The organism is Streptomyces sp. R11 (genome assembly GCF_041051905.1).
GTDB lineage: Bacteria > Actinomycetota > Actinomycetes > Streptomycetales > Streptomycetaceae > Streptomyces.
In genome coordinates this window covers 9,312,325-9,326,444 of sequence record NZ_CP163432.1, presented here as the reverse complement: position 1 = coordinate 9,326,444, position 14,120 = coordinate 9,312,325, and the positions used below count along the sequence as shown (strand labels likewise).

The window sequence follows — 14,120 nt, the reverse complement described above, 5'->3', positions numbered from 1 at the left end:
CTGCCGAGGCGATCATGCCTGGCTTCAGGGCCGCTACACAATCCGGTTCAGCTCAGACCACCACCCTCGACCAAAGTCTTCGAGCGTGAACATCGACCACGCCACGCACCTCGACGTGTCACGGCCAACCATGCATGAGGTAGTAAAGGGTGTCCCGTAACCGGTGTGGCGCGTGGTGCGGCGACCGGTCATGGGTGGGATGATCTCAACAGGTGATCCGAAGTGGATCGAGCCGTTCTCCGGGCTGAGCGAGGGGCAGTTGCCAGGCTGGTCACACTGGTACCGCGGCCGCCGCGGTGATGTCCAGCGAGGCCGTCCCTGGCGGCTGCCGCTGGAAGACCGGGTGCTGCATCTCCTGGCCTCTTGGTGATGCCCGGCTCGAACCAAGGCCAGCCAACTTTCCCTCTCACAAAGGCGAGTTCGCTTGGAGGCAGATCTACTGCTCTCCCCCACTGCAAGAATGCCGCCAAACCGACGCCGTTCCGCCGCCCCGGCTTCTCACGCGTGCCCTGGTCAGCGACGGCATCCTTACCGCGAACCCCCGCCTCGGGCTAGATCCGTTGTCGGCCAGCACGCCACCGCGAGCCCTACCAGGCCACCACGATCCGAGGACGACAGAAGGTCAGACCGGTGCAGTTCCTGATCCTGGGCATCACGTCGAAGCCCAGCACGCGCGCGAGCGCGATCACGGCCGGAACTGGCCCTGGGTGTCAGGGTGCACCGTGGTCGGTTTCACCTCGGACGTGTTCTTGAAATAGGTCCTTGACGATGGTGACCGCCTCCCCCACCTTAACCGGATCAAACGGGTGATCAGACCGTGTTTTTCTGTTCACGTACAACAATTGCGGTCGCGTCTGTGACAGCGCTCCCGGTTACCCCGGTGAGCCAGAGAGGGTATCCAGGACATCGGCGGCCAGCTGGTCTGCGTTGTCGAACGCGGTGGTGAGCTCGTCCGGGGTGGTGCCGAGTGCGTCGAACAGGGCGTGGGCACGTGCGGCGAAGTTGGCCGGAGCGGTCGGGAGCTGTCCTGCCGCCTGAACGGCTCCTGTCTCATTGAGTACCCAGCACTCGGCCCGGGCGTGCAGGGCGTGCACGAGGAGTCCTACCACGCGGAACAGGCAGCCGGCGATGTAGAAGGCATCGCCCCGTGTCACACCTTTGCGGGCGATGGACAACGTGAACGGAACTTCCCATCGCGCGTTGGCCACCAGCGACTCGCGTAGCGGCCGCGGGTATGAAGTCCGGATCTGCTCCTGCAAGGCGGCCAGTTCACCGGTGGGGTCAGCGAGGGTGCGTCCGAGGGCTACCTCACCGGCGTAGGCGTGCGAGTACACGCCGAGCGGGTGGCCTACCTGGGTGCCTACTTCGAAGTGCCCGGCCCGGCACTGCTGCCAGATTCGGTACACGCGGTCCAGGTCGCGGTAGATCCAGTCGATGCGTGTCCCCTCGACGGTCAGCCAGCTGCCGCCGTCGACCCAGGGACCCCACCCGCCCGGCTCGGTCACCTCGATCGCGCCGCCGGTCAGCTCGGTGGCAAGCAGGCGCAAGGCGGCGGTGTCCAGCGGAGGGCGGTAGTAGAGGCCAAGATCGAAGTCGGAGTCGGGCGTATGCGTGCCGCGTGCCCGGCTGCCGCCGAGGCAGACTGCGACGACGCCGCCGACGTCGACCAGCCGGTTCGCGATCTTCATTACCTGCTCCTCCGGGTCGAGTCTTCCGAACAGGTCCGGTCGTGGCAAGGGACTACTGGTGACGGCCGTGTCTCTCGGGGAGGAGCAAGCCACCACTTGCTGACCACGATCAGGTCAGGAGACGAGCGGCGTAGCCAACCGGTCCGCACGATCCGAACCACCCGTCGGTATGCAAGGCAGCAACAGGAACGAACCGCGGGCCCCGACAACGCCCGGCCCCAAAACCTTCGGGCTGGTGGGATCGAGGTGACGGGCCCCGGGATCCGCCTCCTGCCGTGGTCTGCTGAACCGATGATCCACACACGGCGCTCGCACCGTACTGGACAGCGGACTCGACAACGCATCCCTCAACCGAGCGTTGTCGGTCCGGCGGCCCTACTCATAGGGGAGGAGGAGGGCCGGAACGCTCGCGCGCGGTCAGTGCGCGTCGAGGCGCGAGCAAGGGCGGCCCCCTGCATCCCAACGCGGGGGGCCGCCTGCGCGCCAGCGACGTTCACAATCGACGCCCAGACACCCTCCGCGCCTCGTAGCGCACACGTGCTGCCGCCGCGCGCCGAGCCCCCGGTCACACAAAGAGGGCAGCCCCCTCTTCTTCGGCGCGGCTGTGCCTCTGGCGGCGAACCACTCAAGCACCCGAGTACGTAATGAACAGCACATAAGGCACGTTTGCTTCAGTACTCCCCTACCAGACGAACCTAAATGTAGGTGATCATGAAGAAGGGCTCGGAGACACCTAGAACCGTTTCCCCGGTGCTATGGCGGGCGCGAGCTGCTTGCGCCCACACTGACCACAACGTGTTCTTCACCAATAGCGGACATCGCGCGGCAGCGCGCGCACAGCAAATATGCGCCTCCTGCACCGTCACCGCCGAGTGCCTGCAGCACGCGGAATCCCGCCCGGAACGATTCGGCATATGGGGCGGGAAGACCGCCCATGACCGGGGATGGAGCGCAGACGGCAGGCGGCTGCACTCGCGTCCATCCCCGTCGGCGAAGGCGCGTGAGGAACCCACCCACTGAGCTTCTTCAGCGTTGCCGCTCAAGGGTGAGGATGGCTTTGGCGATTGACGTCATGCGGTTTGGACTGCACCGGGATCTGCGGAAGATCCGCCAGGACTTCAGGCGCGCGACGCCGCGTTCGACCGGTGCCCGTGCCGCGGCCAGGGCCCGGTTGGCGGTCTTCTCGGTGAGGGTGAGTTCCTGAAGGGGTCTGCGTTTGATGCCCGTGGTCACCCAGGGGCCGCCGCCCTGGTAGGCGAGGTCGGCCAGGATGGGGACGCCCTGGCGCTCGCAGATGCGGATGATCCGGTGGGTGCGAGCAGCGGTCAGGTCATGAGTCCGGCCCGGCAGCACGGGTGAGAGCCACAGCAGCCGGCCGTTCGGATCGGCGACCACCTGCACGTTCACCCCGTGCCGGCGGTGCTTGTGGGAGTAGTCGGCCCGTCCGTCGCCGACAGCGCCCCCGTGGTCCTTGTCGGCAGTGTCTTCCATCGGCCGGCACCCTACTGGCTTACGTCAGGACACTGTGGCGCCGCCCAGGTCCCCTAACGAACAGGCTCCTCCCCAAGGGCGGAAGCCATGGCCACGGTCTCCCCCACTTCGGAGCAGTCGCGCCCTGATCCGAGCGGGTCTCTGTTCGCGTAGTGATTGTCGCCCACTACTCCGCTTGCGCCCCCGCGGCAACGGAGGCGACCGCCGTACCCCTGCCAGCCCAAGGACACCCAACCCGTCGGCAGGTGGAGAGCAGGCCTCGTTGCGAGAAGTCAACCGCCTCTGTCAACTCTTCAACGCTCGCGCATGCGTGTTCCGTCTCAGCCCAGCACACCTGAGGAGTACCGGATGCCACTCCAGCTCGGTATGGCGCTTCCACAGATGAAGCAATTCAATCTCGGGCCCGACACCGTAACTGTGGCCAGGGCAGCCGAGGAGACGGGATACGAGAGCCTCTGGGTCTTCGAACGCACTCTCTTTCCCACACCGATGACCCAGGGTCTCTATAACGTGCCGGGTCTCGAGTGGCCCGATGCCTACCGCAGTGTCGCCGACCCGTTGGTGACCCTGGCGATGGCCGCAGCAGTCACGCGACAGGCTCGACTGGGCACGAGTGTGCTGGTCGCCTCCTACCACATGCCGTTCCACCTGGCTCGCTGGTTCGCGTCGCTGGACAACGCCTCAGGCGGGCGGGTGATTGCAGGGCTCGGCACGGGCTGGTCGCTTGACGAATACGCGGCAGGCTCCGTCGCACCGTTCGGGCAACGTGGTGCGGTACTCGACGAGACGCTAGACGTGTTCGAGGCCGTATGGGGAGCCGACCCGGTCACCTACGACGGCACGACAACCAAGATCGCGCCGTCCGAGGTCGGCCCGAAGCCAGCCCGCCCCCTGCCGATCTACCTGCCGGCAAGCAGCGGCAAGGCCATACGTCGTCTCGTTGATCGTGCCGACGGCTGGATGCCCGTAGGCATGCATGCACCCCAGCTGGCACGTACCTGGCAATCCGTGCAGGACATGGCAGCCGAGCGCCACCGCAGCAACCCCCTAGGGGTCATAGTCCGGGCCAACGTACTCCTCAGCGACAAGCCGTTCACCGGAGAGCAACGGCTCCCGTTCCAGGGCAATCTGGAACAGATCGTTGGCGACCTGGTGGAGCACTCACAGATTCCAGGGATCGATGAGGTCCTGCTCGACCTCTGCATCACGACCCGGGATGTGCATCACCTCCTCGACGTGTCCCGCGAGCTCTACACAACCGCTCGCGAGGCAGGCGTCTGAAACCGCCGTACAGAGACGAGTAGTGGCCGCCGCCCATGCCCCCCCCGCCGGCGCCAAATCCCCTCGACCGTCCGGCACGATCCATCGCACGCCCACTCCCCATGCCCCACCCAACAGCAGACTGACCATGTAGGAACACGGTGTCCTACATGGCCAGTTGGTCGTTGGCCGAGTCATGGGGAGTGGGCGGTGGGGATGGATCGTGCCGGACGGATTCTGAGAGATCGCCAGGCCTTTGCTGCCACCGGCGCGGGTGCGGCCGCAGGGCGGCAGGGTGGCCAACATCGATGACGAGGCTGTGTTCGCAGCTATCATCTACGTCCTGGTCAGCGGTTGTGCCTGGCGGGCCCTGCCCGCGTGCTTCGGGGCGTCGAAGTCCACGGTGCACCGCCGGTTCCTGATCTGGTCGCGTGCGGGCGTCTGGGGACGGCTGCACCAGAAGGCTCGAACTGCTCGACGGCCAGGGCCTGGTCGACCTCTCCCGGGCGGTGCTCGACTCCGCTTACGTCCGCGCCAAAAAAGGGGCGAACTTGCAGGCCCATCGCCCGTGGACCGGGTAAGCCGGGTTCCAAGATGCACGTCCTGTCCGACGCGAACGAACTGCCCCTACGCGTCGGACTCTCTGCAGCGAACACTCACGACAGCCTCGGGCTGAAGCCGATGGTCGCCCATTTCCACGTAGGACACGAATCCCACAGCGACCATTCCAAACCCCAGCGGCTGCACGCCGACAAAGCATACGACGTTCCTGACCTGAGGCGATGGCTGCACAGCCAGCGGATCGGCATCCGCATCGACCGCAAGGGAATCGGCGCAAGTGAACGACTGGGCCGCCGTCGCTGGGTCATCGAGCGCACGATATCCTGGCTGACCGGCTACCGCCGCCTGTCACCGCGCTACGAGCGGCATCCCCGTAACTACCTGGCATTCCTGGGCCTCGCCGCGGCCCTCTGCTGCTACAAACGCCTCGGCAAACTTGACCATGTAGGACACCGTGTAAGAGGTCGACCTGTTTCCAAACTCGCGTGTGGATTCCGCTGGTCAGGAGTGGGATCGCGGGACTCTCGGCTCGCTGTCAGCGGGGATGTTGTGGGGTGGCGGATGCCCGTCGATGCGGGCGGTTTTGGAAGCCCAGCGGAAGGCCGCGGTGGTGCGGATGGAGGAGCTCGAAGCCGAACTGGAGTGGGTGCGGACGGACTTGGCGGACGCGGAAGAGGTGCTCAGGCGTCGGTGATCGGTCTTGAGCAGTATTTGGAGGCGCTGGCCGAGGAGTAGGCGCCCGCGGTGGTGGCAGCTGGGGTGTCGCGGAAGAGGCCGGTCGGACCGTGACGCGCGGTGCCTCATCGTGAGAACGCGGCCGGGGTCGAGGGCCTGTCGGTGGACTACCAGGCGGTGATGGGCGCCGCGGCGGACTCGGGAGCGGACGGGCTGGGTGCCCGGCGGGCTGCGGTGGTGCTCGGCTGGGACAGCGCCTCCGCTTCCCGCGTCGAGGGTGCGAGAGCACGCCTGAACGGGCTCCCGGAACGGGGCTGACTGGTGGAAATGAAGCCGGGAAGGTTCACGCTGCCGGCATCGGTGCAGGCCCAGGATGCTGGTGATGTCGGGCGGCCCGTCGGCGGTTCATGAGTGCGATCCTCGACCATCGGATGACGGCTTCGCTGGTGTCGGTGGGTCGTTCGTAGTCCCGGACCAGGCGGCGGCTGCGCAGGAGCCAGGCCAAGGATCTTTCGACGATCCAGCGGCGGGGCAGCGCCTGTTAGCCCGCGGACGTCTTCGCGGAGGTGAACGACGTCGAGGACGAGTCGGAGGTGTGGGACAGCCCAGTTCTGGAGGTGGCCGCGGTAGCCGCCGTCGGCCCAGATCTTCGAAAGCCGCGGCAAGCGAGTCCTTGCCGGGGGAGCAGGATGCGGGCAGCATCCCGGTCGGTCGTGGCCGCGGGTGTGACCAGCACGTTCAGCAGGGGTCCGAGGGTGCCGGTGAGCAGGTGCCGCTTACGCCGGTTGATTTTCTTCCCGGCGTCGAATCCCCGTGAGCCGTAAGCGACGGTGGCGTCCGCCTTCACCGACTGGGAATCGATGACAGCAGCACTCGCCCCCCGGTTCACGTCCTTCCGCCCGGCAAACCGCCCAGTGCAGAGGTTCATGCAGTTCGCTCGCCTGCCCCGTATCCCGCCAGCGCGCGAAGAAGGCATACACCCGAGTCGAGGGCGGGAAGTCGGCGGCGTCGCCGGCCACTTGATGCCGTTGTCGACGACGTAACGCACTGCGTTGATCATCTGCCGGTGGCAGTGGCCCTCCGGACGGCCGTCCGGCCCGCCAGCCATCCCGGAGCGGGCAGCAGATCCAGCATCAGGAACCACTCGGCGTCGCTCATGTCCGAACCGTATCGGGGTCAGCGATCCGGCCGGTCGGCCGCGTTCCCGTCCCTGTGGGCAGGCAGTCCCACCCAGGAGTGGACGAACTAGACCCGGCAATGATGACCACGCGACACTTCGACGACAGGGCCTCCTGCTTCTCGATGGACTCGACAACCGCGAGCTACCAAGAGGCCCTTCTTCCATGCCTGCCGACCGGCTAACTCACCCGAATCAGCACGCTGTTCGAACCCCACCGACCATGTGTGCGGATAGCGAACAGCCAGGGAGACCGTGTCCTACATGGTGAGGTTGTTGGGCTGTTCTGTTCATGGAGCGGGGGCTGTGGAGTTGGATGTGGATGGCTTATGGGAGATCGCCAGGTCGTAGATTCCGGCGGACCGGGTGCGGCAGCAGAGCGGTGGATCTCCACGAATACGCCTGCAGAAGGTTGTTCGCGGTGATCCGCCGCTCTGTGCTGCTACGTGCGACTCGTCCGCCTCACCAGATAGGGCACACGGTCTCAGACCGGGGGATCGGTGTCTCAGGAGCGGTGGATGCTCACGTCGTCCGGGTTGATCAAGTCGGTCGCGGTCCAGCCGTCCAGGTCGTACTCGGCCATGCACTGCTCGGCGAAGCCCTTCATGGCGTCGGCTGTGCCGGTAGCCTGGGCGGTGATGAGTATGTCGGCACGTATTTGCTCGTGGTTGCCGGAGTAGTTACGCTCGTAGAGTTCGTGCCGGCCGCCGAACTCGCTGCCGATTGAGTCCCAGATGAGCTTCATCAGCTTGACCCGTTCGACGGAGTCGTAGCCGTTGGAGCCGCGCACGTACTTGTCGAGGTAGGGTCGGATCTCCGGCGCCCCGAAGTCCTTGGCGTTGGAGTTGAGGTAGATCAGGCCGCTGCCCAGGTCCTGCATGATGATTTCCTTGATCCGTGGGTAGCCGATGGTCATGAACCACCGGTAGGCCAGCCCGTAGTCCAGGTGAGGCAGGACCGCATCGCCCTTCCAGGGGACAGGGTGGTTGGCCATCGCGTCGGTGAGCCCCCAGAACAGATTCCGCCACGCCAGGACCTCGCCGACACGGGTCTGGATACCGCGGAAGTCTTTGGTACCGGTCACTTCGACCCCCTTCATCAGCAGGCCGGCGATGAAGTCGAGCTTGACCGCAAGGCGCGTGCAGCCGTGGAAGGTGAAGCGGTGCAGGAAACCGGAACCGGGGAAGAAGGTGCTGGCCCGCTCGGCGTCTCCGTAGATGAAGACGTTCTCCCACGGGATCTTCACCTTGTCGAGGACGAAGATGGTGTCGTTCTCGTCGAAGCGGCTGGACAGCGGGTAGTCGAACGGGCTGCCCATCACATCAGCGTTCATGGCGTAGGAATGCCGGCCGATGAGTTTCATGCCAGGGACACCCATGGGGACTGTGCAAACGAGGGCGAACTTCCGGTCCTTAATGGGAAGTCCGTAATGGGCGATGAAGTTGAAGTGGGTGATGGCCGAACCGGTGGCTACCACCTTGGCGCCGCTGATGACGAGGCCGTCGTCCAGCTCTTTCTCGACATGCACGTACACGTCCCTGACCTCGTCCGGGTCGCGATGACGGTCTACGGGCGGGTGAACGATCGCATGGTTCCAGTACAGCACCTTCTCCTGCGACTCGGCGTACCAGCGCCGGGCGTTATCCGCGAACGGACCGTAGAAGTCGCTGTTGGCGCCCAAAGTACCGAGGAAGGCGGCCTTGTAGTCAGGGCTACGCCCCATCCACCCGTACGTCATCCGGGCCCACTCTGCGATGGCCTCCCGGTCGGTGACCAGGTCCTCGCGGCTGCGCGGGGTGCGGAAGAACGGATGGGTGAATCCGTCGCTGCCGGTGTCGGTCGGTGCGGTGAGCACCTGCTGTCTGTCAGGGTCGTGGAGAGCGTCGTAGAGCCGCGCGGTCATGCGTACCGAGTTACGGAAGGCCGGGTAAGTGGTCACGTCCTTGACTCGCTCGCCGTAGAGCCAGATCTCGCGCCCGTCACGGATGGACTCGATGTACTCGGCACCGGTCAACGGACGTGTGCGCCGTGGCTCCGACAGACCATGGGCTTGTACGGACTGCGCTGCCATACGTTCTCCTTCTCAGTGCCGGGAATCTTGGTATGGCCGGGCGTGGCCAACTGCACCGCTCGACCCTCGGACTCGGATGCTGGGTCGTTCCCTTGCCAGGGTGAGTGGTGTAAGGGCAGCCAATGAGGTGCGAAGTCACAGCCAGACGTCTGCTGTGTGGACCGATTGCAATCGGCAACCCGAGTTCCAGCTGCGGTGCAAGGGGAGTGTGTGCGCCAGGCCGGTCCTTTCCGCAGCGGCGACGTCGTCCTGCCGCTCGTGCGCTGCCGCACGTGTCGCGTTGCGTTGTCCGGCTGCCACGGGTAGCTCATTCTTTCGTGCGCTTGCTGGACGCTGCCATGAGGGGAATCCCTCACAGGCAGGTGCCGTCTGGGCCCTCGTAGATTCGTGAACGTCCGGCCGCTGATGGCGCGCCGAAACGCCGTATACGGCTCGGACTGGTGACTCAACGATGAGGGGCAACCTGCGGCCCTCAACCAACAAAACCGAACGCGCCGACGCCCTGGCAGACTTCCTGCACACCTACCACCACCACCGCTGCCACACCGCACGCGGCGGCCACCCACCCTTCACCCGCGTCAACAACGCCGCGGGTCAATACACCCAGGCCTTGCCAGGCGGTGCAGCGCGAGAGCATCAGGTCGCCTCCCGGCTGCGGTCCTCGACCAGCCACGACATTGCCAGCCCGCGGCCGTACGGCGGAGCATGGTCCGCCCTCGCCCCAGCTGAACCCCGTCCGCCGGCACACCGCGCCCTCCTGACCGCTCATGCTGACGCGCAGCTTGCCCCACCCGCGCACCGGACTCGGAAACCGCGAGGCCACGATCTGGCCATGACGCCGTTGCGGTACTCCGGGGTGATCCGTTCGCCGATCTCCCGCACGGCGCCCACCTTGCGGGCTATCTGACCAAATGCTCTCGAGGTCTCACTGTCCGAACGGCTCTGCCAGAGTGGGCGGATCCGCAAGACCGGGCCTGCACGGGAGGAGCAAAGTCCGCAGGGCAACGGCTGGTGAGAATAGCCGCGCAGGGGGCGCGGCAAGAAGTGTCACGTCGGCAAACGTCCGGCTCACTACCCGGTCGACGGCGCTGCGGCGAGCCAGCCGGTCCACGTACCAGTCCTGAAAACGTTGCCCCGCTCCGCCACTCGCGGCCGCCGCGGTAAAGGGCCGGTCCGCACCCGTGGCGGTGAGCCAAGCAGGCTCCGCCGCTTGGGCGATGGCACGCTGAGCAGCCAGTGCCATGCCTGGCGCCAAACCGTACCGCTGGAGCGCCGCGCGCAGCGCGAGAACTCCGAGTGCAGCCACGGACATACCTTGCCCGTAAACCGGGTTGAAGGTACATACCGCGTCACCGATGGCGAGGAAACCCTCAGGCGTCAACTTGTCGTAATGGCGCCGCCGGTTAGACGTTCCACGGAAACCGAACACAGGACCGACGCTCTCAGCGTCGAGCAGGAGATCATGGATATAACCGTGCGCCAGACTACGAGCGAACGGCAGAAAGTCCGCCTCGACAGCACTCGGCTGGTGCTCCCGGAAACCATAAAGGGTGACCAGCCACCGGTCATTCTCGACCGGCACAAGGGTGCCTCCCCGAGGGCAGTCCCGGCGCGGTTGCATGCTCACGCCCACCCTGTGGGCGCTCTTCAGGCGCAAGACACGGCTGGCGTAGGCCAATTCCGAGTCGACCACTTCTTCCCGCGGAGCAGTGCAATCCAGCGCCTGCAGCCATAGATTTGCCCGGGACGTGCGGCCGCTGGCATCGACCACGAGATCCGCTGAAAGGTCGCGCGCCTCTCCCCCGTCGCGAAGGCGCACGCGCACACCTCTGACGAGGCGGTGACTCCCTGACAGACCAATGACTTCGGCGCCTTGCAGCACTTCGATGCGGGAGGGCGCACGCCCCCGACCATTCAGCACGCTGGTACGCACGACCTCGTCCAACAACGGGCGAGTCAAGCACAGAAGACTGTGGACGTCATTGGGGAAGCGCTGCTCCCATCCATTGCGTCCACACACAAGCACATCCCGCGGAAACGGCAACCGCCGAGCTCCAGCAGTCAGAAGATCGCCCGCCACGCCAGGCAGAAGCTGCTCCAATGCCTCCTGACCGCCAGTCAGCAACACGTGCACATGCCGAGCCTGGGGGACGCCCTTTCGAAACACCGCCGCAGAGGGATAGTTGTCCCGCTCCACCACTGTTACCGACCGCGCGTAGCCTGCAAGCTCGTTCGCGGCCAGCAGGCCACTAAGTCCACCTCCTATCACCACGACCTCAGGTTTGCTTCCTGTGTCCCTGGCGACGACCGTCATGTGACCTACTCCTCAGCTCGAGGCCGTAGAACTATGCGGGCCCCTACCCGGCACGGCGGGCAACCCGCGGACCTGTACGCTTCAAACACCTCGGACGGATCATGCGCAGGGTTCTCTCAATGCAGCTCAGGGGAGTTCGCGTGTGCGGCTGTTGCACTTCACTCGTCGGAGGCGCTCCAGCACATCCCTTATTGCTCCTAACAGAGACGCTGTGCGCGCCCGTTGGTGATCAGACCGAGGAAGGCTCCGCGGATGTCGTCGCGTCGTCCCCAGCGGCAGCGGAGGCAGTGGAAGCCGTGGTCCAGGAGGTCGTGCGCTCGACGACGTAGCGGAATATGCCCTGGCCGGTGCCGTGGGCCTGGCCGCGCTGTGCGATGGCAGGGCGGACCCCGCGCTGCCAGAGCAGGCGGTAATACTTGTCGTGGTCGTAGCCGCAGTAGGCCAGACGAGCGTCGGGGGGCCGGCGGGGTATACCGAGCAGGCCTGTAACCGCCGGGATCTTGTCGAGCAGCTGCCCGAGTGCGTGCTCGTTTGGGTATCCGCCGGTCAGCGTCACCGAGGCCGGGATGCCCGGCCCGCCGACGAGGAGGTGATGCACGGGTCACGCACGGTCGACCGGGCTGGGGCCAATTTTCGGGCCCCCAACAGGCAGCCCGCAGGTGCGAGGAATCGACACCGCCCGCGACCAGTCCAGCTTGTTCTTCGATCGCAGCTTCTCCAGCAGGATCACTCAGCTTGTCCCAGACGCCGGCTTCGTTCCCGGCGGCCAGCCAATGGCAGCAGGTCATGCCCGGGCCGAAGCCCTGCTCTCGGGGCAGATACTCCCACCTCGGCCCCTGTCTGTGCGTGCCTCTCAGGCTGCCGATGATCTTGGGACTTCGCGGTGTGGGGCATCGTCCCCGCAGCCATCAACTCCGCCGGGCTCGCCAGAGATCCCCACCGTCCACGAAGTGAGACACCTCAGCCACGGCGTGGCCGAGGCGTTGATGACCATCGCCGCTGCCCGGCGCCACCACGGCATCCAGCCCGAACTCTTCACCGGCCGTTGGCTTACGCGGCAGCGCCGTCTCGGAAACGAGGTCGCTCACCGGAGTGGGCCACTTATCCACGGGGCGGATTCACAGCGCAGGCCTTGAAGAAGGTGTAGTGCACGGTGCCACCCTCGTCAGCGATCCGGCGCAGGTCGGCGATCCCCCGGTCCCAGTCCATGGGAGTCAACAGGCCTGCGGCCAGGGCATCCTCACGCAGAGCCTCGACCATGGCGATGAGGGTGCTTCGGGTGAAGCCGTCAACGAGGGCGGGCCGGGTCCTGTCGACATAGACAGTGCGCGGGCAAACCTCCACCCCGTCATATCCGGAACTGTCGAGGAGCGGCTGCAGTCGGCGGCCGATCAGCGCGTCTCCGCCCGCAGTGGCCTGCAGCTGAACCAGAGCATCGATCGCGGCGCGGGCGTACCGGCTCGGTGGATGGAAAAGCGCCGAGCCGTGGTCGCCTTCGATGACGGTGATCGTGCCACCGGGCCGCAGCACGCGCCGCAGCCCGGACAACACTCCAACAGGATCCACCAGGTGCTCCAGAACGAAGCACACGAAGACGTGGTCGAACTCCCCGTCCGCGAACGGCAGATCGCGGACATCAGCGCGACGCCACTCCACCCGCGCCCGCGGGACAGCGGCCGCAACCCGCGCGCGGGCCTGCACAAGAGACGCCTCGCAGACATCAACCGCGACGATACGGGCCCGCGGGGAGCCCGCGGCCAGATGCACCGTCTGGGCACCGACACCGCACCCGACCTCCAGCACCCTGCTCCCCGCCGGATACGCGGTACCTGCGTGCAGCAACCCCGCCAGCGTGTCCGCCTGACAGCCCAGCCTGAGCGCCTCATGGTCGGAGTAGCCATGCACGTAACCAAGTGTGACGGCCGTGTTCATGCCTCGGCCTCGCCGCTCGCCATGGCCGGATCAGCAGATTCGCCCGTACCCGCCGACCGATTCCGACCGGGGCCCCGACGGGATTGAACCCGAGGAAGCCAAGCGCCTCCCCCGATGGTGATCTTTTCGCCCTCGGCGGCTATGGCGCCGTGCACCGTTGTGGGACCCGAGAGCACGTAGCGCGGCCAGGAACAGCGCTTGATGATCTCCAGTCCAAGGAACAGAGGGATCTTATAGGCGACAAGCGTCATACGGTCTTCCTTCGCCACCAGGCTCCTCATGCCACAGCCGGGTTTTTTGAGCCGTTCCTGGGTATCGCTGCCGACCAATACGCGTGCCGCAGTCGGAACGGTTTGCCAGCAAGCATCGGACACGACGACGGGTGGCTCGAGTCGGCCAAGGCGACTCTGATCACGACATCCCAGTGTGTTCACGGGTACGAGCAGTCCGCCGTCCGAGGAAGCCCAGGCACCGAGTCTGCACCTCGTGTCGGCGAATCCATTCAGGCGCCCGAGTACGTATTGAACAGAAATGTACGTAGGTGATGTTTCGTGTCATTACGAGAACCCCCTGACAGATCTCGAGCGGAGGCGATCATGAAGAATGGCTCGCAGACGGGGCGGACTCCCGACCGCTCGCGGGGGACATCCAGCACGCCAGGGGCTGGCGAGTGGTCGCGTACAGGGCTTCTGCCGGAGGTCTCACCCGTCGTTTGGGCAAGGCGAGCCGGAACGGAATCGTTATCCGTGGCCCTGCCCCCCGCGCATGAGGGACACGCGGCTGAAGTCTGTGCATCGATCGCAGACGGCGCCAGCCCCACCCTCCGGGATCACCGGCGCCTTCCTAGGGGAACGCGGTGCATGGAGCTTGCCACACCGATTCCGGCACATCTGCCATTCAGCGTTCCGCAGGAGCAACCGCCCGATCTTCAGTACCTAACAACGATCAGCC

At 65.9% G+C, this 14,120-nt stretch carries 10 protein-coding genes and 4 pseudogenes; 6 read left to right on the top strand and 8 right to left on the bottom strand.

Translation table 11 applies throughout. The features are described 5' to 3' along the window. Positions 1-190: 190 nt before the first annotated feature. Positions 191-349 (top strand): annotated as a pseudogene (locus tag AB5J55_RS43170) (IS5/IS1182 family transposase); the annotation flags it as partial. Positions 350-872: 523 nt separating this feature from the next. On the opposite strand, the gene AB5J55_RS43165 reads toward AB5J55_RS43170, so the two are convergent. Further along, a complete protein-coding gene (locus tag AB5J55_RS43165) occupies positions 873-1,688 on the bottom strand; it encodes a nucleotidyltransferase domain-containing protein (protein ID WP_369275839.1) in 816 nt (271 codons plus the stop codon). Between the two features lie 711 nt (positions 1,689-2,399). Here AB5J55_RS43165 and AB5J55_RS43160 point away from each other — a divergent pair. Next, on the top strand, positions 2,400-2,708 hold the full coding sequence (locus AB5J55_RS43160; protein WP_369276475.1) for a WhiB family transcriptional regulator: 309 nt from the start codon (positions 2,400-2,402) through the stop codon (positions 2,706-2,708). Positions 2,709-2,714: 6 nt separating this feature from the next. Here AB5J55_RS43160 and AB5J55_RS43155 read toward each other — a convergent pair. After that, positions 2,715-3,143: pseudogene (locus tag AB5J55_RS43155) on the bottom strand (transposase family protein); the annotation flags it as partial. Between the two features lie 384 nt (positions 3,144-3,527). Here AB5J55_RS43155 and AB5J55_RS43150 point away from each other — a divergent pair. From AB5J55_RS43150 to AB5J55_RS43135, 4 genes and pseudogenes are all read left to right on the top strand, one after another. Beyond that, positions 3,528-4,460 carry an LLM class F420-dependent oxidoreductase gene (locus AB5J55_RS43150; protein WP_369275838.1) on the top strand — a complete coding sequence of 311 codons (933 nt, stop codon included), beginning with the start codon at positions 3,528-3,530 and terminating at the stop codon, positions 4,458-4,460. Positions 4,461-4,713: 253 nt separating this feature from the next. Continuing rightward, positions 4,714-5,115, top strand: coding sequence for a transposase (locus AB5J55_RS43145; protein WP_369276474.1), 402 nt, complete (start codon positions 4,714-4,716; stop codon positions 5,113-5,115). Continuing rightward, a pseudogene (locus AB5J55_RS43140) lies at positions 5,001-5,357 on the top strand (transposase); the annotation flags it as partial. The gene AB5J55_RS43145 and the pseudogene AB5J55_RS43140, both read left to right, overlap by 115 nt. Positions 5,358-5,571: 214 nt before the next feature. After that, positions 5,572-6,086, top strand: a pseudogene (locus tag AB5J55_RS43135) (hypothetical protein). A 130-nt stretch (positions 6,087-6,216) separates the two neighbouring features. On the opposite strand, the gene AB5J55_RS43130 reads toward AB5J55_RS43135, so the two are convergent. From AB5J55_RS43130 to AB5J55_RS43105, 6 genes are all read right to left on the bottom strand, one after another. Next, the gene (locus AB5J55_RS43130) at positions 6,217-6,603 is read right to left on the bottom strand and encodes a transposase (protein ID WP_369275837.1); all 387 of its coding nucleotides are present in this window, start codon (positions 6,601-6,603) and stop codon (positions 6,217-6,219) included. A gap of 754 nt (positions 6,604-7,357) precedes the next feature. After that, positions 7,358-8,923, bottom strand: a complete 1,566-nt coding sequence (locus tag AB5J55_RS43125; protein WP_369275836.1) for a 4-hydroxyphenylacetate 3-hydroxylase N-terminal domain-containing protein — start codon at positions 8,921-8,923, stop codon at positions 7,358-7,360. A gap of 925 nt (positions 8,924-9,848) precedes the next feature. Then, positions 9,849-11,237 carry an FAD-dependent oxidoreductase gene (locus AB5J55_RS43120; RefSeq protein WP_369275835.1) on the bottom strand — a complete coding sequence of 463 codons (1,389 nt, stop codon included), beginning with the start codon at positions 11,235-11,237 and terminating at the stop codon, positions 9,849-9,851. A 229-nt stretch (positions 11,238-11,466) separates the two neighbouring features. Continuing rightward, on the bottom strand, positions 11,467-11,835 hold the full coding sequence (locus tag AB5J55_RS43115; RefSeq protein WP_369275834.1) for a hypothetical protein: 369 nt from the start codon (positions 11,833-11,835) through the stop codon (positions 11,467-11,469). A 503-nt stretch (positions 11,836-12,338) separates the two neighbouring features. Next, positions 12,339-13,169 carry a methyltransferase domain-containing protein gene (locus AB5J55_RS43110; RefSeq protein ID WP_369275833.1) on the bottom strand — a complete coding sequence of 277 codons (831 nt, stop codon included), beginning with the start codon at positions 13,167-13,169 and terminating at the stop codon, positions 12,339-12,341. Then, on the bottom strand, positions 13,166-13,438 hold the full coding sequence (locus AB5J55_RS43105; protein ID WP_369275832.1) for a hypothetical protein: 273 nt from the start codon (positions 13,436-13,438) through the stop codon (positions 13,166-13,168). Before AB5J55_RS43105 ends, AB5J55_RS43110 begins: the two co-directional genes overlap by 4 nt. Positions 13,439-14,120: the final 682 nt, after the last annotated feature.